This window comes from Streptomyces sp. NPDC037290, assembly GCF_055603245.1.
Genome location: NZ_JBVJVZ010000002.1, coordinates 406,562 through 427,729 on the forward strand (window position 1 = coordinate 406,562; position 21,168 = coordinate 427,729).

The 21,168-nt window shown below is 71.8% G+C and carries 21 protein-coding genes; 5 read left to right on the plus strand and 16 right to left on the minus strand.

Annotation, left to right across the window (positions count from 1 at the left end; genetic code table 11):
* Positions 1 to 285 precede the first annotated feature (285 nt).
* The 4 genes from ACZ7HQ_RS07520 to ACZ7HQ_RS07535 all read left to right on the plus strand — a co-directional run bounded on the left by ACZ7HQ_RS07520 (position 286) and on the right by ACZ7HQ_RS07535 (position 3,730).
* On the plus strand, positions 286 to 837 hold the full coding sequence (locus ACZ7HQ_RS07520; RefSeq protein ID WP_470986021.1) for a DUF1697 domain-containing protein: 552 nt from the start codon (positions 286 to 288) through the stop codon (positions 835 to 837).
* Positions 838 to 932: 95 nt separating this feature from the next.
* Entirely contained in the window at positions 933 to 1,949 is a 1,017-nt protein-coding gene (locus tag ACZ7HQ_RS07525) for a ketopantoate reductase family protein (RefSeq protein WP_470986024.1), read from the plus strand.
* A gap of 194 nt (positions 1,950 to 2,143) precedes the next feature.
* Positions 2,144 to 2,779: a mycothiol-dependent nitroreductase Rv2466c family protein gene (locus tag ACZ7HQ_RS07530; RefSeq protein WP_470986027.1), complete on the plus strand. Its 636-nt coding sequence runs from the start codon at positions 2,144 to 2,146 to the stop codon at positions 2,777 to 2,779.
* 627 nt (positions 2,780 to 3,406) lie between these two features.
* Positions 3,407 to 3,730, plus strand: coding sequence for a hypothetical protein (locus ACZ7HQ_RS07535; protein WP_470986030.1), 324 nt, complete (start codon positions 3,407 to 3,409; stop codon positions 3,728 to 3,730).
* Positions 3,731 to 3,798: 68 nt separating this feature from the next.
* Here ACZ7HQ_RS07535 and ACZ7HQ_RS07540 read toward each other — a convergent pair whose 3' ends face one another.
* From ACZ7HQ_RS07540 to ACZ7HQ_RS07610, 15 genes are all read right to left on the minus strand, one after another.
* The gene (locus ACZ7HQ_RS07540) at positions 3,799 to 4,536 is read right to left on the minus strand and encodes a sirohydrochlorin chelatase (RefSeq protein ID WP_470986033.1); all 738 of its coding nucleotides are present in this window, start codon (positions 4,534 to 4,536) and stop codon (positions 3,799 to 3,801) included.
* A gap of 1 nt (position 4,537) precedes the next feature.
* A complete protein-coding gene (locus tag ACZ7HQ_RS07545; protein ID WP_470986035.1) occupies positions 4,538 to 5,428 on the minus strand; it encodes an ABC transporter permease in 891 nt (296 codons plus the stop codon).
* The gene (locus ACZ7HQ_RS07550) at positions 5,415 to 6,194 is read right to left on the minus strand and encodes an ABC transporter ATP-binding protein (RefSeq protein WP_470986037.1); all 780 of its coding nucleotides are present in this window, start codon (positions 6,192 to 6,194) and stop codon (positions 5,415 to 5,417) included. The genes ACZ7HQ_RS07545 and ACZ7HQ_RS07550 overlap by 14 nt, the downstream gene beginning before the upstream one ends.
* A gap of 36 nt (positions 6,195 to 6,230) precedes the next feature.
* Positions 6,231 to 7,340, minus strand: coding sequence for an aliphatic sulfonate ABC transporter substrate-binding protein (locus ACZ7HQ_RS07555; RefSeq protein WP_470986040.1), 1,110 nt, complete (start codon positions 7,338 to 7,340; stop codon positions 6,231 to 6,233).
* Between the two features lie 234 nt (positions 7,341 to 7,574).
* Positions 7,575 to 8,909, minus strand: a complete 1,335-nt coding sequence (locus ACZ7HQ_RS07560; RefSeq protein WP_470986042.1) for a sulfate adenylyltransferase subunit 1 — start codon at positions 8,907 to 8,909, stop codon at positions 7,575 to 7,577.
* 2 nt (positions 8,910 to 8,911) lie between these two features.
* Positions 8,912 to 9,847 (minus strand): sulfate adenylyltransferase subunit CysD, encoded by a 936-nt coding sequence (gene cysD, locus ACZ7HQ_RS07565; RefSeq protein ID WP_470986044.1) that lies wholly within the window; start codon positions 9,845 to 9,847, stop codon positions 8,912 to 8,914.
* Positions 9,844 to 10,380 carry an adenylyl-sulfate kinase gene (gene cysC / locus ACZ7HQ_RS07570; protein ID WP_470986047.1) on the minus strand — a complete coding sequence of 179 codons (537 nt, stop codon included), beginning with the start codon at positions 10,378 to 10,380 and terminating at the stop codon, positions 9,844 to 9,846. The genes cysD and cysC overlap by 4 nt, the downstream gene beginning before the upstream one ends.
* 29 nt (positions 10,381 to 10,409) lie before the next feature.
* Positions 10,410 to 11,120: a phosphoadenylyl-sulfate reductase gene (locus ACZ7HQ_RS07575; protein WP_470986049.1), complete on the minus strand. Its 711-nt coding sequence runs from the start codon at positions 11,118 to 11,120 to the stop codon at positions 10,410 to 10,412.
* On the minus strand, positions 11,117 to 11,299 hold the full coding sequence (locus ACZ7HQ_RS07580) for a hypothetical protein (RefSeq protein WP_470986052.1): 183 nt from the start codon (positions 11,297 to 11,299) through the stop codon (positions 11,117 to 11,119). The genes ACZ7HQ_RS07575 and ACZ7HQ_RS07580 overlap by 4 nt, the downstream gene beginning before the upstream one ends.
* Positions 11,296 to 12,993, minus strand: coding sequence for a nitrite/sulfite reductase (locus ACZ7HQ_RS07585; RefSeq protein ID WP_470986054.1), 1,698 nt, complete (start codon positions 12,991 to 12,993; stop codon positions 11,296 to 11,298). The genes ACZ7HQ_RS07580 and ACZ7HQ_RS07585 overlap by 4 nt, the downstream gene beginning before the upstream one ends.
* Positions 12,994 to 13,120: 127 nt before the next feature.
* Entirely contained in the window at positions 13,121 to 13,204 is an 84-nt protein-coding gene (locus ACZ7HQ_RS07590) for a putative leader peptide (protein WP_309486338.1), read from the minus strand.
* Between the two features lie 127 nt (positions 13,205 to 13,331).
* A complete protein-coding gene (locus tag ACZ7HQ_RS07595; protein WP_470986056.1) occupies positions 13,332 to 13,904 on the minus strand; it encodes a GNAT family N-acetyltransferase in 573 nt (190 codons plus the stop codon).
* 46 nt (positions 13,905 to 13,950) lie between these two features.
* Positions 13,951 to 15,285 carry a hypothetical protein gene (locus ACZ7HQ_RS07600; protein ID WP_470986059.1) on the minus strand — a complete coding sequence of 445 codons (1,335 nt, stop codon included), beginning with the start codon at positions 15,283 to 15,285 and terminating at the stop codon, positions 13,951 to 13,953.
* 178 nt (positions 15,286 to 15,463) lie between these two features.
* Positions 15,464 to 16,750, minus strand: a complete 1,287-nt coding sequence (locus ACZ7HQ_RS07605; RefSeq protein WP_470986061.1) for a GAF domain-containing protein — start codon at positions 16,748 to 16,750, stop codon at positions 15,464 to 15,466.
* Positions 16,751 to 17,122: 372 nt separating this feature from the next.
* Positions 17,123 to 18,760, minus strand: coding sequence for an acyl-CoA dehydrogenase family protein (locus ACZ7HQ_RS07610; protein ID WP_470986064.1), 1,638 nt, complete (start codon positions 18,758 to 18,760; stop codon positions 17,123 to 17,125).
* Positions 18,761 to 18,891: 131 nt separating this feature from the next.
* Here ACZ7HQ_RS07610 and ACZ7HQ_RS07615 point away from each other — a divergent pair, with 131 nt between their 5' ends.
* Positions 18,892 to 20,073 (plus strand): YihY/virulence factor BrkB family protein, encoded by a 1,182-nt coding sequence (locus ACZ7HQ_RS07615; RefSeq protein ID WP_470986066.1) that lies wholly within the window; start codon positions 18,892 to 18,894, stop codon positions 20,071 to 20,073.
* Positions 20,074 to 20,229: 156 nt separating this feature from the next.
* Here the strand turns inward: ACZ7HQ_RS07615 and ACZ7HQ_RS07620 are convergent, their stop codons facing one another.
* Positions 20,230 to 21,153 carry an NAD(P)H-binding protein gene (locus ACZ7HQ_RS07620; protein ID WP_470986068.1) on the minus strand — a complete coding sequence of 308 codons (924 nt, stop codon included), beginning with the start codon at positions 21,151 to 21,153 and terminating at the stop codon, positions 20,230 to 20,232.
* Positions 21,154 to 21,168: the final 15 nt, after the last annotated feature.

Below are 21,168 nucleotides of genomic sequence, written 5' to 3' on the forward strand. Positions count from 1 at the left end.
CCTCACCGCTGGGGACGACAGCGGCCCCTTACACCTATGTGCACTTCTCGGGGACGCGTCTCGGGGTTCTCGCACCGCAGGCCGCGCACGGAGGACATGGGCTGTCCGTTCCGCCGTCAGCGCGGCGGTTTGTGATTACGAAACTTTGTTGAACAAGTCACAGGTGCGTGTAGAGGTTGATCCGGTGCCCGCTGATCGGCAAGAGTTTCGCGCAACCCCGCCACGCGCGGGACCGGCCGTCGTGCCCACCCCCACGGGGCACGACGGCCGCTCTACGCTGGCCGGATGACGACCTACGCGGCGCTGTTGCGCGGAATCAACGTCGGCGGCACCAAGAAGCTCCCCATGGCCGAGCTGCGCACGCTGCTGGCCGGCCTCGGCCACACCGGCGTACGGACCCATCTGCAGAGCGGCCAGGCCGTGTTCACCGCCGGCCACGGCGACGAGGAGTCGCTGGCGGCGGAGTTGAGCCGCGCGATCGAGGAGCGGTTCGGCTTCCCGGTCGACGTGCTCGTGCGCGACCACGCCTATCTCGAAGCGGTCGCCGAGGCCTGCCCGTTCCCGGCCGCCGACCTGCAGCCCAAGCAACTGCACGTCACCTACTTCTCCGCACCGGTCGCCCCGGAGCGCTACGCGGACATCGACGCCGGCGCGTACCTCCCCGAGGAGTTCCGTCTCGGGGACCGCTGCCTGTACCTGTACGCCCCCGAGGGCCTCGGCCGTTCCAAGCTTGCCGAGGCCCTGTCCCGCCCGCGCCTGACCAAGGGGCTGATCGCCACGAGCCGGAACTGGAACACCGTGCTCAAGCTGGTCGAGCTGACCGCCGAGGAAGCGTGACGCTCCCGCAGCCGGGAGCACAGCAGGGAGCACAGCAGCGCGGGCAACGCCAAGGACCAGCGCGTCCCTGGTCCACGTGTGCGAGGCTCTGGACCATGCGCTACATCGTCATCGGAGCGGGAGCGGTCGGTGGGACCGTCGGCGGGCGGCTGGCCCAGGCCGGGCGCGAGACCGTCCTCGTGGCACGCGGCGAGCACCTGGCGGCACTGGACGGGCAGGGGCTGCGACTACGCGTCCCGGAAGGGGAGTTGACGTACCGGCTGCCCGCCGTCGACGGGCCCGGCCCGCTCGGCGAGCTACGCGCCGACGACGTCCTCGTCCTCGCCGTGAAGACACAGGACACCGTGGCGGCACTGGAGACCTGGGCCGAGGTGCCCGTCGCGGGTGGCGGCACGGCGGCCGAACGTCTGCCGCTCGTCTGCCTGCAGAACGGCGTGGAGAGCGGGCGGCTGGCCCTGCGCCGCTTCCGGCAGGTGTACGGCGCCTGCGTCTGGCTGCCCTCGGCCCTGGTGGAGCCCGGCGTCGTCTCCGCCGCCGGCAGCCCACTCACCGGCATCCTGCACCTCGGCCGCCTTCCGCACGGCACCGACGGCACCGCCCGGCGGATCGCCGCCGACCTGGCGGACGCCCGCTTCGAGGCGCCGGTCGTGCCCGACGTGGCCCGCTGGCAGTACGCCAAGCTGCTCGCGAACCTCAGCAACGCCATCGAGGCGCTGACCGGAACCCGCGACACCGAGCCCGCCCGGGCACTGTACGCGCGCGTACGGGCCGAGGGGGAGGCCGTCCTCGGCGCTGCCGGGATCGGGTACACCAGCGCCGAGGAGGAGCGCGCGGCCCGCGGCGACAAGGTCACCCTCGTACCGCTGGACTGGCCGCCACGCGGCGGCGGTTCCTCCTGGCAGTCCCTCGCCCGGGGCACCGGCACCATCGAAGCCGACTACCTCAACGGGGAGATCGTCCTGCTGGGCCGGCTGCACGGTGTACCGACCCCGCTGAACGAACTGCTCCAGCGGCTCGCCAACCGGTTCGCGCGCGAGCGCCGGCCCGCGGGGTCCCTGCCGGTCGCGGACCTGGCACGGCTGGCGGACGAGGCGGTGGCGAGGGCCGGCTGACGGCCGGCGCGGGTCACGGAGGCACCCCACGCCACTGTCGCCTGCGCCGGGCCGATTCCCGCCGGTCGATCCTCCGGCAGAACGGGCTCGCCCGGTCCTCGCCCTCGCCTTCGGCAGCCTCGAAGAATTGGACCGGTGATAGGAGAGCGGATTGGGGCGGGACACCGCACCAATGGGCGACTAGCGTCACCGTCATGACGCACCGCGACACCGCCACCGAGCCCGTCCCGACCCGGATCGACTTCTTCTTCGACCCGGCCTGCCCCTTCGCCTGGATCACCTCCCGCTGGCTGCTGGAGGTCGAACGCCTGCGCCCGCTCGACCTCCGGTTCCGGGTGATGAGCCTGTACCTGCACAACACGGGAAACGAACTCCCCGACTGGTACCGGGACTTGGTGGACCGCTCGATCGGCCCGGTGCGGGTCGCCGTGGCCGCCGCCGAACGGCACGGCGAGAAGGTGCTGCGCGACCTGTACACGGCGTTCGGCACCCGGATCCACGAGCGGGACACCAAGGACTTCGACCAGGTGATCGCCGAGTCGCTGGCCGAACTCGGACTGCCCGCCGACCTGTCGGCGGCCGCCCACGACCCGTCGTACGACGACGCGCTGCGCCGCAGCCACACGGCCGGCACCGAGCCGGACACGGGCGGCTACGTCGGCACGCCGACCCTGCACCTCGACGGCACGGTGTGGTTCGGGCCCGTGCTGCGCGCCGTACCGCGCGGCGCCGAGGCGGCCGAACTCTTCGACAGCTTCCGGGTGCTGGCCCGCCACCCCGACCTCTTCGAGCTCAAGCGCACCCGCACCGGCGCCCTTCGCTTCGACTGACCCCCGGCACAGTGGCCGATAAACGCCCCTCGAGCCCGCCGAGTTCGCCGGCCGAGTGACACACGGGCCGTGGCCGACGCAGAACGGAGAGCCGCCGCGGTCCGACGTCACAGGGGAACGCCGGACCCGGCGGCCCCTCTACCACGTCCACGTCCCCCGGGGCCGGTGCTCGCCGAACCTCGCGACAAGCCCGCCGGGTTGTCCCTAGGGTGAAGCGCGCTGACGGCCTGAGGGGGACGTATGGGCGTGACGGGCAGGGCATCATCGGCGCTGTGGCGGCGCCGCCGGGGGTGGAGCGACCGGCGGCCGCGCGGCCCCGTGCGGTTCGGCGGCGATCTCGCCCACGACGTGCCCCGCTCCACGCCGGTCCGCGGGGCCCGGTCAACGGGCGCCGGTCACCCGGACGGGTGGCGATTTTCGGACGTCATTCGACCCGGCCACCCACGGGGCACACCGTCTGGAAGGCGTCCGCGGGCCGCCAGGGCCGCGGGTGAGCAACCGGCGCCACGTCCTCAGCGGCACGCACACCCACAACATGGGTAACGTCAGCGCTCCCGGCATCTTCGGCCATACAGGGCCAACCCCCCACTCCGCGAGGCCCGTTGGGGCCACAGACGAGGACAGGACATGAGCAGCTACAACTTCGGAAACCTCAACGGCCCGGCCAGCTTCGGCGACTTCGGCCGTATCGACACCAAGAACGGCACACCCGACCTCGACACCCTCATGGCACTCGCCGAGCGGCTCACCGAGGCGCTGCGCGCCGAATATCCGGGACTGGCCGGGTGCGGGGAGAGCATCCAGGCCGAACTGGCGCTGTCCGCCGAGGACGGCCTGCCGCCCAACCGGGGCCGGATCCGCACCGCGCTGGAGACCGTCGCCATCGCCGCGGGGGCCGGCACCGCCAGCCTCACCTTCACCCAGCACCTCACGCACGGGCTCGGTCTGTAACCGCCCGGAGCCCCGCCGCCACGGGGCCCGGCGCAGGACGGGAAGCCCGGCGGACGTCTGCCGGGCCGTCAGGCGCCCAGCGCCGCCAGTGCCGGCCGGCAGGCCGCGTCGTAGCGTTCCAGCAGCACCCGCGCGACCTCGGGCGCCGGACCCAGCACGTCCGCCCGCACGTCGGCCCCGGCCGCACCCCGCGCGATGCGGTCCGGCAGGAAGCCGGGGGCCAGGACGTACGGCGCGACGGCGACCCGCTCGCAGCCGAGGGCGCGCAGCTCGGCCACGGCGTCCTCGGTGCGGGGAAGGGATGCGGAGGCGAACGCAGGCCGCACGGCGCACCAACCGGTGTGCCACCACTCCCGCGCGATGTCGGCGATCACTGCGATCGCCTCCGGGTCGGAGGACCCCGCCGAGGCCAGTACGACCCCGGTCGAGGACTTGTCGGCCGGCGTCAGCCCCGCCTCGTACAGCCGCCGCTCCAGCGCCGCCAGCAGCAGCGGTGAGGGGCCGAGCACGTCCGCCTGGCGGATGCGGAGCCGGGGCGGCGCCTCCCGCAGCACGGCCGGGATGTCCGCCTTGGCGTGGAAGGCGCGGGTCAGCAGGAGGGGGAGGGCGACGACGTCACGCACGCCCTCCACCGCCAGGGAGTCCAGCACCCCTTGCACGGACGGGACGTTGAAGTCCAGGAAGCCGGTCTCCACACGCAGCCCCGGCCGCAGCGACCGTACCCGCTCCACCAGGGCGTGCACGGTCGCTGCGTGCCGCGGGTCGCGGCTGCCATGGGCGATGACGAGGAGAACCGGGGCGCGCATGTCAGCCCTTCACCAGCAGGCCGCGGCTGCGCAGCACCCACCGCTCCAGCGGGCTGAAGATCAGCAGGTCGATGGCGATGCCGACGAACAGGATCAGGAAGATCGCCTCGAACACCATGGACATGGAGCTGGCGTTGCGCCCGTTCTCCAGCAGCGCTCCCAGGCCGATGCCCAGGTCGGGCGAGGAGGCGATGATCTCCGCGGCCATCAGCGAACGCCAGGAGAAGGCCCAGCCCTGCTTCAGGCCCGCCAGATAGCCCGGCAGCGCGGCCGGCAGGACGATGTGCCAGGCGCCCCTCAGCCCCGTCGCCCCCATGGTGCGGCCGGCGCGCAGGAACAGCGGCGGCACCTGGTCGATGCCGGACACCAGGCCGTTGGCGATGGAGGGGACGGCACCGAGCAGGATCACCGCGTACATCATCGAGTTGTCCAGGCCCAGCCAGATCACGGCCGGCGGCACCCACGCCACCGACGGCAGCGACTGCAGACCGGACAGCACCGGGCCGATCGCGGCGCGCACGAACCTCACCCGGGCCACCAGCAGCCCCAGCGGGGTGCCGATGGCCAGCGCGAACAGGAAGCCCAGCAGGCCCCGGGAGACGCTGGTCCAGATGTAGCCGAGCAGGTTGCCCTGCAGCCAGGCGTCCTTGAACTCGTTGCCCACGTCCGCGGGGGACGGCAGCTTCGTCGGATCGGTGACGATCTTGAAGGAGATCAGCGCCTGCCACACCGCCAGCACCACCACCGTGGCGACCAGCGGGGGCAGGATCTTGCTGCCGAAGGTCTGCCGGAACGAGGGCCGGCCGACGACACCGGCCTCCAGGGCGTCCAGGCCCGCCTCGACGCTCGCGGCGTCCCGCAGGACGGCCTTGGTCGTGTCAGTGCTGGCCATGGCGGCGGATCTCCCCACGCAGTACTTCGGTGATCTCGAGGGACAGTTCGGCGACCGGCGCGTCCTCGATGCGCCGCGGCTGGGGAATCTCCACCTGCCACTCCCGTGCCACCCGGCCCGGGCGGGAGGACAGCAGCACGACCCGCTGCGCGAGCCGCACCGCCTCACGGACGTTGTGCGTCACGAACAGGACGGAAAGGCCCGTCTCCTCCCAGATCCGGGTCAGCTCGTCGTGCAGCAGGTCGCGGGTGATCGCGTCCAGTGCGGCGAACGGCTCGTCCATCAGCAGCAGCCGGCTGTCCTGGGCCAGTGCGCGGGCCATGGCGACACGCTGGCGCATACCACCGGACAGCTCGTGCACCCGCTTGCCGTAGGCACCCTGGAGCCGTACGAGTTCGAGCAGCTGCTCGGCCCGGCCGCGCCGCTCGTTCTTCGCGACCCCGCCGAGCTTGAGGGCGAGTTCGATGTTCTTGCCCGCGGTCAGCCACGGGAACAGGGCGTGCTCCTGGAACATCAGGGCCGGACGCCCGTCGGTCGTGATGCTGCCGCCGGAGGGCTGGTCCAGCCCCGCCACCAGGTTCAGCAGCGTGGACTTGCCGCAGCCCGAGGCCCCCAGGAGGGTGACGAACTCGCCCGGAGCGACATCGAGGCTGATGTCGTCCAGGACGAGCTGCTGTCCACCGGGGCCCGCGAAGGACTTCGAGACGTGCTCGATGCGCGCCGCGTGCTCGACCGACTCGGCGGCCTTGGCGAAGGTCGTGGCCATGGTCGTCACCTCCTGGGAACTCATCGGCTACGGGGGTTACTTGACGCCGAGCCCGGCGTCGCTGACGGCGCTGTCACCCTCGGCCTTGAGGACCTTGTTCAGGAGGGTGAGGTCGTAGATCCCGTCCAGCTTCGGGTTCTCCAGCAGGCCGGCCTTCACCGCGTGCTGCGCCTCGGTGTCGAGGGTGGACGCCAGCGGGTCGTCGGTGAACTGGATGGACTTCCACGCCGGGTCCAGGACGTCTCCCGGCAGGGCCTTGCCGGAGTCCGCCGCCAGCCGCTTGTTCGCCGCGGCCTTCGCCTGGTCCGGGTTGGCGTTGATCCACTTGTTGGCCTCGACCGAGGCCTTCAGCACGGCCTCGACCGCCTTCGGGTGCTGCTTGAGGAAGTCCTGCCGCACGATGATGTTCGTGATCACGAACTTCTTGTCCGGCCACAGGGACGACTCGTCCAGCAGCACCTTGCCGCCCTCGGCGACCAGCTTGGACGCGGTCGGCTCCGGCACCCAGGCGCCGTCGACGGAGCCGGACTTGAAGGCGTCCGGGGTCACCTTGTTGTCCGTGCGGACGACGGACACGTCACCCTTGCCGCTCTGGGCGTCGACCTTCCAGCCCTGCTCGGCGATCCAGTTGAGGAGCGCCACGTCCTGCGTGTTGCCCAGCTGAGGGGTGGCGATCTTCTTGCCCTTGACGTCCTTCAGGGACGTGATCTTCTTCGGGTTCACCACCAGCTTCACACCGCCGGAGGCCGAACCGCCGATGATGCGCAGGCTCTTGCCGTCCGACTTGGTGTAGCCGTTGATCGAGGGGGAGGGGCCGATCCAGCCGATGTCGATGGAGCCCGAGTTCAGGGCCTCGATCTCGGACGGGCCCGCGTTGAAGATCTGGTAGTCCGCCTTGGTGGCGCCCAGGTCCTTCTGGAAGATGCCCTGTTGACGGCCGACGAGTGCGGTCGCGTGGGTCAGGTTGCCGAAGTAGCCGATCTTGACGGAGTCGAGTCCGTCGATCTTCTTGGCGCCGGCGGCGACCTTGGTGGTGTCGTCGTTCTTGGACTCGGACCCGTAGCCGCAGGCTGCGAGGGTCAGCAGGGGGAGTGCGGCGAGCGCGGCTATGCCGCGACGGAACAGCTTCGAGCGGTTGGCAGGCACGGGAGGGTTTCCTCTCGTTGGCCCGGCGGTCACGGTCTCTCAGGTCGTGGCCGGGAGTTCGGCAAAGGGTCTTCGTCGCTTCCGGGACGTCGGGTGGGGGGACGGGGCGCGCAAGCGGTGCGCGTACGTCAGCGCACACATCGCGCCACTCCGCCCTGCCCGCTGCCGAGGGCGCCGCTGCCGACGCGGCCGCCCTCCTTCGCGAACGTCGAGTAGACGTCGGTCGTCGTCATGTCAGAAGTCCCAGCCGTCGTCCCCGGCCGCGTCCTTGACCGGCTCGGGGGAGGCGAACGACTCGCCGACCATGCCCGCGGTCAGCGTCGTGCCGTCGCTCGGGTCGATCAGGATGAAGGAACCGGTGCGGCGCGAGTCGGCGTAGGAGTCGACCGGCAGCGGCTCGGCGGTACGGATCTTCACCCGGCCGATGTCGTTGGCGACGAGCCGGCCCGGGTGCGGGTGCAGGGACAGGTCGTCGAGGGTGAGGCGGGACGGGATGTCCTTCACGATCGCCTTGACCGTGCGGGTGCCGTGCTTGAGCAGCACCCGGTGGCCGACGGTCAGCGGCTCGTCGGCCACATGGCAGACGGTCGCCTCCACGTCCTGCGTGGTGGCCGGCGCGTCCTTTGTGGGAACGATCAGGTCGCCGCGCGAGACGTCGATGTCGTCCTCGAGCAGAAGCGTCACCGACTGCGTCGTCCACGCCACGTCCACCGGCTCGCCGAGCAGGTCGATACCGGAGATCCGCGTGGTCCGCCCGGACGGCAGGACCGTGACCTCCTCGCCGACCCGGAAGGTGCCGGCCGCGATCTGGCCCGCGTAGCCCCGGTAGTCCGGGTGCTCGGCGGTCTGCGGCCGGATCACGTACTGCACGGGCAGCCGGGCGTGGCAGTGCGCCAGGTCATGGCTCACGGGAACGGTTTCCAGGTGTTCCAGGACCGTGGGGCCGCCGTACCAGTCCATGTTCGCGGACGGCTCCACCACGTTGTCGCCGGCCAGTGCCGAGATCGGGATCGCGGTGACCTCGGGCACGCCCAGCTCGGTCGCGTACGCCGTGAACTCCTCGGCGATCGCGGCGAACACCGTCTCCTCGTACCCGACGAGGTCCATCTTGTTGACCGCGAGGACGACGTGCGGGACCCGCAGCAGCGCCGCGATCGCCGCGTGCCGGCGGGTCTGCTCGACCACGCCGTTGCGGGCGTCGACGAGGACCACGGTCAGCTCGGCGGTGGAGGCACCGGTGACCATGTTCCGGGTGTACTGCACATGGCCGGGCGTGTCGGCCAGGATGAACCGGCGCCGGGGCGTGGCGAAGTAGCGGTACGCCACGTCGATGGTGATGCCCTGCTCCCGCTCGGCGCGCAGGCCGTCGGTGAGCAGCGCGAGGTCCGGGCCGTCCTGGCCGCGGCTCGCGGAGGCCCGCTCCACGGCCTCCAGCTGGTCGGTGAGGACCGACTTGGAGTCGTGCAGCAGCCGTCCGACGAGCGTGGACTTGCCGTCGTCGACGGAGCCGGCGGTGGCGAACCGCAGCAGCGTGGTGGCCGAGAGCGCCTCGGTCGTGGTCGTGCTCATGCTTAGAAGTACCCCTCGCGCTTGCGGTCTTCCATCGCGGCCTCGGACAGTTTGTCGTCGGCGCGGGTCGCGCCCCGCTCGGTGAGCCGGGAGGCGGCGATCTCGGTGATCACGGCCTCCAGCGTGGTCGCGTCGGAGTCGACGGCGCCCGTGCAGGACATGTCACCGACCGTGCGGTAGCGCACGAGCCGCTTCTCGACGCTCTCGCCGTCCCTGGGGCCGCCCCACTCGCCGGCGGTCAGCCACATACCGCCCCGCTGGAACACCTCGCGCTCGTGCGCGAAGTAGATCTGCGGCAGCTCGATGCCCTCGCGGGCGATGTACTGCCAGACGTCCAGCTCGGTCCAGTTGGACAGCGGGAAGACCCGGACGTGCTCGCCCGGCGCGTGCCGGCCGTTGTACAGGTTCCACAGCTCGGGGCGCTGGCGGCGCGGGTCCCACTGGGAGAACTCGTCGCGCAGCGAGAACACCCGCTCCTTGGCGCGGGCCTTCTCCTCGTCCCGGCGGCCACCGCCGAAGACCGCGTCGAACCGCTCGCTCTGGATCTTCTCCGTCAGGGGGAGGGTCTGGAGCGGATTACGGGTGCCGTCGGGCCGTTCCTTGAGCACACCCCGGTCGATGTAGTCCTGGACGGAGGCCACGTGCAGGCGCAGACCGTGCTTCTCGACGGTGCGGTCCCGGTACTCGAGCACCTCAGGGAAGTTGTGCCCCGTGTCCACTTGCAGCAGCGAGAACGGCACGGACGCCGGGGCGAAGGCCTTCAGCGCCAGGTGCAGCATGACGATCGAGTCCTTGCCGCCGGAGAACAGGATCACCGGGTTCTCGAACTCGCCCGCCACCTCACGGAAGATGTGCACCGCCTCGGACTCCAGCGCGTCCAGGTGCGACAGGGCGTACGGGCTGCCCGTGCCGTCCTTCACCGTGGCGACCGTGGTCATGCCAGTCCCCTCTCGCTCAGCAGGGCGTACACGCCGGCCGCGGACTCCTGCACGGTCTGGTGCTGCGACTCGATCCGCAGGTCCGGCGTCTCGGGCTCCTCGTACGGGTCGTCCACGCCGGTCAGCCCGGCCAGCTCGCCCGCCGCCTGCTTGGCGTACAGCCCCTTCACGTCCCGCACCGAGCACACCTCGACGGGCGTCGCCACATGGACCTCCAGGTACGACGTCCCGTTCTCCGCGTGCCGCTTGCGCACCGCGTCCCGGCTGTCCGTGTAGGGCGCGATCACCGGCACCAGCGCCTTGACGCCGTTACGGGCCAGCAGTTCGGCGACGAAGCCGATGCGCTGCACGTTGGTGTGCCGGTCCTCGCGGGAAAAGCCGAGGCCCGCCGAGATGAACTCGCGGATCTCGTCCCCGTCGAGCACCTCGACGCGATGGCCCTCGGCGCGCAGCCGGCCGGCCAGCTCGTACGCGATGGTGGTCTTGCCGGCGCTCGGCAGACCCGTGAGCCAGACGGTGGCTCCGGTGGTCACGTGGTTCTCCTGAGGATCGTGATGGTTCGTCATCCGTGCAGCCCGCACTCGGTCTTGGCGCGGCCCGCCCAGCGGCCGGCGCGTGCGTCCTCGCCCTCCAGGACCCGCCGGGTGCACGGGGCGCAGCCGACGGAGGCGTAGCCGTCCATCAGCAACGGGTTGGTGAGGACACCGTGTTCGGCGACGTACGCGTCCACGTCGTCCTGCGTCCAGCGGGCGATCGGGGAGATCTTGACCTTCTGCCGCTTCTCGTCCCAGCCGACGACCGGGGTGTTCGCCCGGGTCGGGGACTCGTCGCGGCGCAGGCCGGTCGCCCACGCCTGGTAGCTCTTCAGCCCCTCTTCGAGCGGCTTGACCTTCCGCAGCGCGCAGCACAGGTCCGGGTCGCGGTCGTGCAGCTTCGGACCGTACTCGGCGTCCTGCTCGGCGACCGTCTGCTTCGGCGTGAGGGTGATGACGTTGACGTCCATCACGGCCTCCACGGCGTCCCGGGTGCCGATGGTCTCCGGGAAGTGGTAGCCGGTGTCGAGGAAGACGACGTCGACGCCCTTCAGCACGCGCGAGGCGAGATGGGCGACCACGGCGTCCTCCATGGACGAGGTGACGCAGAACCTCGTGCCGAAGGTGTCGACCGCCCACCGCAGGATCTCCAGTGCGGAGGCGTCCTCCAGATCGCGGCCCGCCCGCTCGGCGAGCGCCTTCAACTCCTCGGTCCTACGCTGTTCCTGAGTCGTCGTCATGTCCGGTCGTCCCCTCCGTTGTCGGCTCGCTGCAGCCCCCGGGCGAGCAGCCCCAGGAACTTCAGCTGGAATGCGCGGTTGCACGCCGCGCATTCCCAGGCGCCGTGACCCGCCTCGTGGGGACGCAGGTCCTCGTCACCGCAGTAGGGGCAGTAGAAGGGCGCGGCCCGCTCGCTCACGACAGCGCCTCCTCGGAAGCCCGCGCGGCCCAGGTCGCGAACCGCTCGCCGTCCTCGCGCTCCGCCTGGTAGCGCTTGAGGACCCGCTCGACGTAGTCGGGCAGTTCCTCCGAAGTGACCTTCAGACCGCGGACCTTGCGGCCGAAGCCCGGCTCCAGGCCCAGCGCGCCGCCGAGGTGCACCTGGAAGCCCTCGACCTGCTCGCCCTTGTCGTTCAGGACGAGCTGGCCCTTGAGACCGATGTCCGCCACCTGGATACGGGCGCAGGCGTTCGGGCAGCCGTTGATGTTGATGGTGATCGGCTCGTCGAAGTCCGGGATGCGGCGCTCCAGTTCGTCGATCAGCGAGATGCCGCGCGCCTTGGTCTCCACGATGGCGAGCTTGCAGAACTCGATGCCGGTGCAGGCCATGGTGCCGCGCCGGAACGGGGAGGGGCTGACCGACAGGTCCAGCGCCTCCAGGCCGGCCACCAGTGACTCGACCTGCGCCTCCTCGACGTCCAGCACGATCATCTTCTGCTCGACCGTGGTGCGGACCCGGCCCGAGCCATGCGCCTCGGCGAGGTCGGCGATCTTGGACAGCAGGGTGCCGTCCACCCGGCCGACGCGCGGCGCGAAGCCGACGTAGAACCGCCCGTCCTGCTGCCGGTGCACACCCACATGGTCGCGCCAGCGCTCCACGGGCTGCGCGGGCGCCGGACCGTCGACCAGCTTCCGCTTCAGGTACTCGTCCTCCAGCACCTGACGGAACTTCTCCGCACCCCAGTCGGCGACCAGGAACTTCAGGCGGGCACGGGTACGCAGGCGCCGGTAGCCGTAGTCACGGAAGATCGAGATGACGCCCTCGTAGACGTCCGGGACCTCGTCCAGCGGTACCCACGCGCCGAGCCGCACACCGATCTTCGGGTTGGTGGACAGGCCACCGCCGACCCACAGGTCGAAGCCGGGCCCGTGCTCGGGGTGGTTCACGCCCACGAACGCGACGTCGTTGATCTCGTGCGCCACGTCCAGCAGCGGCGAGCCGGAGACCGCGGACTTGAACTTGCGGGGCAGGTTCGAGAACGCCTTGTTGCCGACGATCCGGCGGTGGATCTCCTCGACGGCCGGGGTGCCGTCGATGATCTCGTCCGCGGCGATGCCCGCGACCGGCGAACCGAGGATCACGCGGGGCGTGTCACCGCAGGCCTCGGTTGTGGACAGCCCGACGGCCTCGAGGCGCTCCCAGATCTCCGGGACGTCCTCGATCCGGATCCAGTGGAACTGCACGTTCTGCCGGTCGGTGATGTCCGCGGTGCCTCGCGCGAACTCCTGCGAGATCTCACCGATCACCCGCAGTTGCGCCGTCGACAGCCGCCCGCCGTCGATCCGCACCCGCAGCATGAAGTACTCGTCGTCCAGCTCCTCCGGCTCCAGGATCGCAGTCTTGCCGCCGTCGATCCCGGGCCGGCGCTGGGTGTACAGCCCCCACCAGCGCATCCGCCCGCGCAGGTCGTTGGGGTCGATCGAGTCGAAGCCGCGCTTGGAGTAGATCGTCTCAATGCGTGTCCGCACATTGAGACCGTCGTCATCCTTCTTGAACTGCTCGTTGCCGTTGAGCGGGGTGAAGTGGCCCACCGCCCACTGACCCTCACCACGGTGACGGCTCACCTTGCGGCGGGGCGCGGAGGCGGCGGGGTTCGGCGGAGTGGCGGCCATGGTTCTACGTCCTTCGGGACCGGTGGGAATCGGCTCTCACCTGCACATATGCCGCGCACGCGGACAGGCGTGCGCGGCATTGCGCAAGGAAAAATCAGGCAGGGGGTTCGCGGCGGTGCTGGGGCGGTCAGCTCGCCGGACAGATGGCGCTGGACATGCGGCCGAGGTCGACGTGCCGCCGACTCACCAAGGCAATTCCAGTTCCAGACATGACGGAAGCGTGTCACGGCGATCTGGACACAGTCCAGCTTTATCCATCATGCGGACACCCTTGTCCCGCAATGTGGGACAAGAGTGTCGTCGCTCACATGCCGTGCGGGAAGGCTTGTCCCGGCAGGTCAGGCCGGGTATGCACCGGGCCACGGCCCCGGCGTCGGCACCTCGGGCTCCAGCTCGACCTTGGTGTCGAACAGCTTGAAGCCACGCCGCTGGTAGTTGTCCATGGCGAACTCGCCGTCCTTGCTGCAGGTGTGCAGCCACACCCGCTTCGTCGGCGTCCGCTCGGGCCACCGCTCGGCCAGGTCCCAGGCGCGGGCCGTACCGTACGACAGCAGATGGCCGCCGATGCGCCGGCCGCGGAAGGCGGGGATCAGCCCGAAGTAGACGATCTCCACCACGCCCTCGTCCTGCGGGTCCAGCTCCACATAGCCGGCCGGGGTGCCGCGGTCGTAGGCCACCCAGGTCTCCACACCCGGCCGCTCCAGATGCTCCTGCCACCGGGCGTACGTCCAGCCCAGCCGGTCGATCCAGCGGATGTCGCCGCCGACCGAGGCGTAGAGGAAGCGGCTGAACTCGGGCGAGGGAACCTCGGCGCGGACGATCCGGACGTCGCCGTCGGGCACGGCGGCGGGCAGGAGGTCGGCCGGCGAGGTCTGCTCCAGGGACCAGGTGGTGACAGGGACGCTGCTCATGCGGGCCAGGGAACCATCCCGGCGCACGGTCTGTCGATCGACCGGGTCACCCCAGCGAGCGGTCGAGTTCCGCCAGGGGCACGGCGAAGAGCATCCGGTCGGACAGCGACCAGACCTCGCCCGTCTCCTGCCAGTACGACAACGACCCCGCCGACCGCGCCCAGCAGCGGTGTGAGGCGTCCGCGCCGCAGTGCGCGCCCTTCGCCCCCGTGGCGTCCTGCCGCCACAGGCCGCCGTGCCCGTCCTGCGAACCGGGCAGATGTCCCACATACCAGGACGGCTGTTCCGACCCGGGCCGCCGGTACGACAGCACGCCCCGGATGCCGGCCGCCCGCGTCCGGTACGACTCCACCGCCTCCACCCGCCCCGCGGAGTCCGTGGCGAGCAGTCCGCCGCGCGCGGGATCCGTACTGAACGCGTACCGCCACAGCCGGGCGCCGCGGTCACCGTCCGGCGCGGTCCACTCCGCGGCGACCAGGCTGTCGGGCACGGTGCCCCGGTCGAGGGCGAGCGCGCCGGGGCAGGGCGGCCCGGAGCGGGCGCAGCGGCCGGCGGTGAAACGGTACGAGCCGATCGCGGGCATCACGTACCGGTAGCCGTCGGCGGACCAGCCACCGGGCACCCGGCCGATCGCGGCCCCGTCGACGCTGGTGCGCTGGATCCGGTCGAGGTCGTAGACGTACAGCGCGTCGGCGCCGCCGGTCCTGGCGGTGACCAGCAGCTTGTCCTTGTACCAGACCATCCCGGAGATCCCGGAGCCGAGGCCCCGGTAGTCACGGCCGCCGTCGACCGGCACCACCAGCAGCACCCAGCGGTAGGCCAGGCGGGTGGAGTCGTCGGCGTTCACGAAGGCCACCCTGGCCAGGCCCCGCTCGGCGGTGCGGCCGGTGGTGGTGCTGTGGGTCCAGCCGGCGAGCACCACCCGGTGGGCACCCCACACCCCGTCGTCGTCGGCGTCCCCGGACGTGCTCACAGACGCCGGCCGCCAGTCCGTGCCGGCGGTGTCCGCCCGGTCCCAGCAGTAGGCACGTGTGGCGGCCGGCGCGACCGGCAGCGACGCGCGGTCGGAAGAGGAGCAGTCGGCGGATTCGCGCATCCCGCGGTCGGCGCTCGCCAGGACGGCGTCCACCCCGACCGGACCGCCCATCGCGGCGGACAGCCGGTTCAACGAGCGGGCGGGAACCAGATGCTCCTCCAGCCGGAGCCGGCCGGTCTGCGCCGGGGAGGAGAGCGCCCGGAGCGCACCGGGGCTGTCGGTGACGTCCGCCTGGGAGACGCTGATCAGGGTGGCGGCCGCGGTGAGCGCCAGCGCGGTCCCGGTCAGGACCGCGCGCAGTGCGGCGCCCCGCCTGCGCCGGCGATGTCTGCCGCGTTGCTTCATCTCGTCGTCCCCTCTTCCAGGGCTCCTTCACCGCCGAGGCACGCCGGCCGCCGGTGGGCCAACTGCGCCTGATGATCCCTACGTTGACGCAAGAGACAGCCGCAAAGGCCCCTAGGGGATGCTACGGCAGTCACGGCCCGCGCAGGGCGAAGACCCCGTACATATGTGGAAGACACGCTCATCCAACCGCGGACCCGCCGCCCCGAGCGGCCGACCGGCTCCGCGTGATCGCCGGTGCCATCGAGGAAGGCAGCAGGTCACGAGGGTCGTCGGGGAGCCGCACCTCGATCTCCGCGTCCTCGCGAAAACGATACGGCCGATGCTGGAGAAGCTCCCCGAAATACCGCCGGATCCGGGACATCTCTGCCCGTACCGTCACCGTACGTGAGGGGTCCCCGAACAGATCCCCGGCCAGCGCCGCCGCGCCCCGGCCCGACCGGTGGGCGGCGAGCAGGTACAGCAACTCGGCGTGCCGGGGACTGAGTTCACGCGACCACGACCCCGCCGAGCCGGAGACCGTCAGCGTGCTTCGGCCCGGCCTGGCCAGGTCCAGCACGATCCGCGTGGCCGTCCCGAGCGGCTCCTCGGCCACCCGCAGCAACCAGCCCCCGGCCAGCGGCTCCACCGCGCAGGAACCCAGCGACGGCAGCCACCGGTGGCCCGGCGCCAGCGACTTGGGCAGTGCGACGCGCCGCACGTACGGCATCCCCGACACGGCCGCCGTCCAGCCGTCCCGGTCCACCACCAGAGCCCGCCCGTCCAGCCGGGCCAGCACCGGAGCCGCCACCGACCGCAGCCGCTCCAGCGAGTTCAGGTGCACCTCCCGCAGCCGCGCCTCGGCCAGCTTGGCCACCGAGTCCACCCAGGCGAGGGTCGCCGGGTGCATGGTCTCCAGCGGACCGCTGACGTCCACCACACCGATCAGCCGCCCGTCCCTGGGATCGGTGATCGGCGCGCCTGTACACGTCCAGGAGGCGTGCGAGCGGACGAAGTGCTCGGCGGCGAAGACCTGCACGGGCCGTCGCACGACCGCCGGGGTACCGATCCCGTTGGTGCCGACGACGTCCTCCCGCCAGTCCGCACCCAGTTCGAAGCCGAGCCCGTCCGCCTTGCGCAGCACCGGGGATGCGCCCTCCCGCCACAGCACCCGTCCGTCGGAGTCCGCGACGACCATGATGTGCTGGGCGACATCGGCGACCGAAAGCAGCCCCTCACGCAGCACCGGCAGGACATGCCTGAGCGGCGACTCTTCGCGCCGGCGCCGCACTTCGTCGAAGGACAGCAGCCCGGACCGGAAGTCGTGGTCGGGATCGACACCACTGCGCAGCATGCGGCCCCAGGACTGCTCGATCACCGGCCGGGGCGCGATCCTCGCCCGCTGACCGGCAAGTGTGGCGTCGCGTACCTCGCTCAGCAGCCGCGCCGCCAGGGGCGCGTCCACGGCGGCCAGGCGCGCGACGTTCATCGGCGGGTTCACCACGGGGGCCTCCGGGAGGGGCGTCGAACAAAGTTGTCAAGCTGTCCGGGCGGCGGTTTCCGGACCGGCTGTGCCTCTCATAGTGCCGCTCCGAGCAGGCCGGAGGCAGACACTCCACACACGTGCCGCGACAAGTTGCAACCCCTTGCAACCCTGGTGGACGGCCGGAGGGTGGCCGAGACTTGTCGCGTCCGCGGGCTCAACGGGCCCGTGTGGTGGGGGTGGTGCCGTGTCGGCGCAGCACCACCCCCTCCGGGGACGTGGCCGGTTTCGCTGGTGGCGGTGCGCCGGCGGCCGTAGGGCGCGGGCGGTTGCTCGCGCCGGTCCCCGCGCCCCCGGGTGCATCACCGCACCCCGCGCTCAAGAGACCGGACGCGCCCGTTCCACAATCGGCTTCAGATCCAGGCCCGTTGGCAGGGTGCCGAACGACGCCCCGTGGTCGCCGCCCAGGCGGGACGCGCAGAAAGCGTCTGCTACCTCCGGCGGGGCGAACCGGATCAGCAGGGAGCCCTGGAGGACGAGCGCAAGGCGTTCCACGAGCCGCCTGGCCCGGCCCTCGACGGCGTCCAGGTCGGCGAGTTCGGTGAACAGGTCCTTCACGGCGCGGTCGAGGCGGTGATCGGCGCCGTGCGCCCGGCCGATCTCGGTCAGGCAGGCGTCCAGCGCGCCCGGCTCCCGCTGCAGGGCCCGGAGCACGTCCAGCGCCTGCACGTTCCCGGCGCCTTCCCAGACGGAGTTCAGCGGCGACTCCCGTACCAGCCGGGGCAGGCCCGACTCCTCGACGTAGCCGTTCCCGCCCAGGCACTCCGCCGCCTCGACCGCGAGGGGCGCACAGCGCTTGGTGATCCAGTACTTGGCGGCTGGCACCGCAAGCCGCAGGAAGGCACGTTCCCGCTCGCCGCCGTCGTCGTAGGCGGCCGCGAGCCGGAGCGCGAGCGCGGTCGCGGCCTCGGACTCCAGCGCCAGGTCGGCGAGGACGTTGCGCATCAGCGGCTTGTCGACCAGCCGGCCGCCGAAGGCCTCCCGGTAGGTGCAGTGATGGACGGCCTGCGCCACCGCCTGCCGCATCAGGCCCGCCGAGCCGAGCGCGCAGTCCAGCCGGGTCGCCGCGACCATCTCGATGATCGTCCGCACCCCGCGCCCCTCCTCGCCGACCCGGCGGGCCCAGGTGCCCGCGAACTCCACCTCGGCGGAGGCGTTGGAACGGTTGCCCAGCTTGTCCTTCAGCCGCTGGACGAGGAAGACGTTGCGGGTGCCGTCCGGCAGGACGCGCGGCACCAGGAAGCAGGTGAGACCGTCCGGGGCCTGGGCGAGGACGAGGAACGCGTCCGACATCGGGGCCGAGCAGAACCACTTGTGCCCGGTCAGCGTGTACGTGCCGGCCTCGGCGAGCGGCCGGGCCTCGGTGGTGTTCGCGCGGACGTCGCTGCCGCCCTGCTTCTCGGTCATGCCCATACCGAAGAGCGCCCCGGCCTTCCGCGCGGCGGGCCGCAGCTCCCGGTCGTAGACCGTGGACGTCAGGCGCGGCTCCCACTCGGCGGCGAGCCCGGCGTCGGTGCGCAGCGCCGGCACGGCCGCGTGGGTCATCGACAGCGGACAGCAGTTGCCCGCCTCGGCCTGCGTCCAGACCAGGAACCCGGCGGCCCGGCGCACGTGCCCCGACGGCCGGGTCCAGGCGCCGGTCAGGCCCGCCGAGACGCCCTTGCCGAGCAGCCGGTGCCAGGCCGGGTGGAAGTCGACCTCGTCGATCCGGTGGCCGTACCGGTCGTGGGTGCGCAGCCGGGGCGGGTGCTCGTTCGCCTGCACGCCCCACTCCTGCACCTGCGCCGAGCCCGCGGCGCGGCCCAGCGCGGACAGCTCGGCACGCACCTCGTCGAGCACGTCCGGACCGGTGTGCCGCTCGACGGCCTCCACGAGGGCCAGGTCGGTGGCGAAGACGTCGTGGCCGACCAGCGGGGGCGGCTGGTTCGTCACGGTGTGGGTGGAGAGGCCTGCCATGATTGCGAACCTACCCGGAACGGCGGTGGTGATGGCCTCCAGAGTGGCACAGCGGCACCGCCTGGCGCGCCGGACGCGGTCATCCGGCCCGGAAGGTGAGGGCGGTCCTCCGCTGCGGATACCTTTGGGTCGTGCAGCCAGCAAGTGAACCCCCCGAGCGGCCCGCCGGTCGCCTCCACCGGGCCAGAGCCCTCTACCGGAACGTCTCCAAACGCCGGACCGCCTGGCTGTTGCTCAAGGACACCGTCAACTCCTGCATGGAGTACCGCATCCTGGGCCTGGCGGCCGAGGCGGCGTTCTTCACGCTGCTGTCCGTGCCGCCCCTGCTGCTCTGCCTCATCGGGCTGCTCGCCTACGTCGACACCTGGACCGGCGCCCACACCATCAACAGCCTCGAGACCAACATCCTCGAGGCCTCGCGGACGGTCCTGTCCGACAAGGGCGTGAAGGAGATCACCCAGCCCATCCTGCACGACGTGATGAAGGGCGGCAGGCCCGACGTCATCTCCCTCGGCTTCGTCTTCGCCCTGTGGTCGGGATCGCGAGCGGTGAACGTCTTCATCGACACCATCACCGTCATGTACGGCCTCGACGGCGTCCGGGGCATCGTGAAGACGCGGATGATGTCGTTCCTGCTGTTCATCGTGGCGCTGCTGATCGGCTCCGTGGCGCTGCCGCTGATGGTGGCGGGCCCGGACGCGGTGGTACGGGTGGTGCCCTGGTCGGAGACGGTGGTGCAGGTCCTGTACTGGCCGGTCGTCATCGTCCTGTCCGTCGCCTTCCTGACGACCCTGTACCACGTCTCCGTGCCGGTCCGCTCCCCGTGGATCGAGGACGTCCCCGGCGCCCTCGTCGCCCTGGCCATGTGGGTCCTCGGCAGCTTCCTGCTGCGGATCTACCTCGTGCACACCATCGAGGGCGCCACCATCTACGGCTCCCTCGCCGCCTCCGTCGCCGTCCTCCTGTGGATCGGTGTGTCGGCCTTCGCCGTCCTCGTCGGCGCGGCCGTGAACGCCGCCATCGACCGGGTCTGGCCCGCCGCCGCCACGGCCGCGGCCCGCGCGGCCAACGAGCGGATCCGGGAGGCCCAGGTAGCCGAGTACGTCGCCTGGGCCGCGGCGGGCCGCGAGGTCGACCCCGACGACCCCGACATGCCCTCCGAGTTCCCCGAGCGCTGGTCCCGCTTCCTGCCCCCGGAGGACGTCACGTCCCGCCTGCGCGCCCACGCCAAGCACCCCCACCACTCCCACAAGACCAACGGCCGGCACCCGCACGAGGCGGGCGGGGGCGAGGACACGGCACACCGGCAGTAGTGACGGTCGGGTCGCGCATGGGGACGGGGGTCCGCATGGGGACGGGGGGTGAGTGTCCGCCGGTGGGTGCGGCCGGTCCGGGACCACCCTGGACCCCGACAGTTCCGGGACCGGTTCCGGAACCGCCGCGGACCTCCGCGCGGCCCCGTGACGGTCTCAGGCCTGCCACGTCCCGGCCGCCGCCGCCTCGCGGGCGAAGTCGGCGAAGTCCCGCGGCGCCCGGCCCAGCACCTGCCGTACGCCGTCCGAGACGTGTGCGTTGCGCCCGTCGAGCAGGGAGGCGAACAGGTCGACCAGGAACTCCGCCTCCTCGGGCGGCACCCCGAACCCGGCCAGCCGCGCACCGTAGTCCCGCGGCGACACCTCCCGGTACGCCAGCTCCCGCCCGGCCGCCGCCGCGACCTCGGCGACCGCCTCACCGAAGGTCAGCAGCCGCGGCCCCGACACCTCCAGCGTCCGCCGCACATACCGGTCGCCGCCGGTCAGCGCCGCCACCACCACGTCGGCGACGTCCCGCACATCGACGAACGGTTCCCGTGCCGCCCCACCGCCCGGAAACACCAGCTCCCCGCCCTCCCGCAACTCCGCGAGCAGCGGCCCCTCGCTGAAGTTCTGCGCGAACCACGCGGCCCGTACCACCGTCCACCGAGCCCGCGACTCCGCCAGCACCTCCTCCGTCGCCAGGGCCTGCTCCTCGCCGCGGGCCGACAGCAGCACCAGCCGCCGCACGCCCGCCCCCACCGCCGCTCGGGCGAACCGGCCGACCGTATCCGGCGCGTCCGGTGCGCCCACGTCGTACGGGTGGACGAGGTAGGCCGCGTCGGCGCCGCCCAGCACCGGCTCCCAGGTGCTCGGGTCCTGCCAGTCGAAGCCACGCGCGCGGGAGGCCGGGCGAACCGCCAGACCCGCCGCGCGTGCCGCCGCCGCGACCCGGCTGCCGGTCCGGCCGGAGGCACCGGTCACGACCACCGTGGACACCGCCGCGTCCGGCGCGCGCTGCCCGCTCCTCTGCGCGTCCTGCGCTTCCTGAGCGTTCTGCGTGTTCTGGGCGTTCTGCGTGTTCTGCGTGCTCTGCGTCATGGCCGTCAGTCAACT

Excerpts from the sequence above, each read along its gene's own strand:
- ACZ7HQ_RS07520 (WP_470986021.1), top strand. The coding sequence starts at position 286 with ATGACGACCTACGCGGCGCTGTTGCGCGGAATCAACGTCGGCGGCACC.
- ACZ7HQ_RS07525 (WP_470986024.1), top strand. The coding sequence starts at position 933 with ATGCGCTACATCGTCATCGGAGCGGGAGCGGTCGGTGGGACCGTCGGC.
- ACZ7HQ_RS07530 (WP_470986027.1), top strand. The coding sequence starts at position 2,144 with ATGACGCACCGCGACACCGCCACCGAGCCCGTCCCGACCCGGATCGAC.
- ACZ7HQ_RS07535 (WP_470986030.1), top strand. The coding sequence starts at position 3,407 with ATGAGCAGCTACAACTTCGGAAACCTCAACGGCCCGGCCAGCTTCGGC.
- ACZ7HQ_RS07540 (WP_470986033.1), bottom strand. The coding sequence starts at position 4,536 with ATGCGCGCCCCGGTTCTCCTCGTCATCGCCCATGGCAGCCGCGACCCG.
- ACZ7HQ_RS07545 (WP_470986035.1), bottom strand. The coding sequence starts at position 5,428 with ATGGCCAGCACTGACACGACCAAGGCCGTCCTGCGGGACGCCGCGAGC.
- ACZ7HQ_RS07550 (WP_470986037.1), bottom strand. The coding sequence starts at position 6,194 with ATGGCCACGACCTTCGCCAAGGCCGCCGAGTCGGTCGAGCACGCGGCG.
- ACZ7HQ_RS07560 (WP_470986042.1), bottom strand. The coding sequence starts at position 8,909 with ATGAGCACGACCACGACCGAGGCGCTCTCGGCCACCACGCTGCTGCGG.
- cysD (WP_470986044.1), bottom strand. The coding sequence starts at position 9,847 with ATGACCACGGTCGCCACGGTGAAGGACGGCACGGGCAGCCCGTACGCC.
- ACZ7HQ_RS07575 (WP_470986049.1), bottom strand. The coding sequence starts at position 11,120 with ATGACGACGACTCAGGAACAGCGTAGGACCGAGGAGTTGAAGGCGCTC.
- ACZ7HQ_RS07585 (WP_470986054.1), bottom strand. The coding sequence starts at position 12,993 with ATGGCCGCCACTCCGCCGAACCCCGCCGCCTCCGCGCCCCGCCGCAAG.
- ACZ7HQ_RS07590 (WP_309486338.1), bottom strand. The coding sequence starts at position 13,204 with ATGTCTGGAACTGGAATTGCCTTGGTGAGTCGGCGGCACGTCGACCTC.
- ACZ7HQ_RS07595 (WP_470986056.1), bottom strand. The coding sequence starts at position 13,904 with ATGAGCAGCGTCCCTGTCACCACCTGGTCCCTGGAGCAGACCTCGCCG.
- ACZ7HQ_RS07600 (WP_470986059.1), bottom strand. The coding sequence starts at position 15,285 with ATGAAGCAACGCGGCAGACATCGCCGGCGCAGGCGGGGCGCCGCACTG.
- ACZ7HQ_RS07605 (WP_470986061.1), bottom strand. The coding sequence starts at position 16,750 with ATGAACGTCGCGCGCCTGGCCGCCGTGGACGCGCCCCTGGCGGCGCGG.
- ACZ7HQ_RS07610 (WP_470986064.1), bottom strand. The coding sequence starts at position 18,760 with ATGGCAGGCCTCTCCACCCACACCGTGACGAACCAGCCGCCCCCGCTG.
- ACZ7HQ_RS07620 (WP_470986068.1), bottom strand. The coding sequence starts at position 21,153 with ATGACGCAGAGCACGCAGAACACGCAGAACGCCCAGAACACGCAGAAC.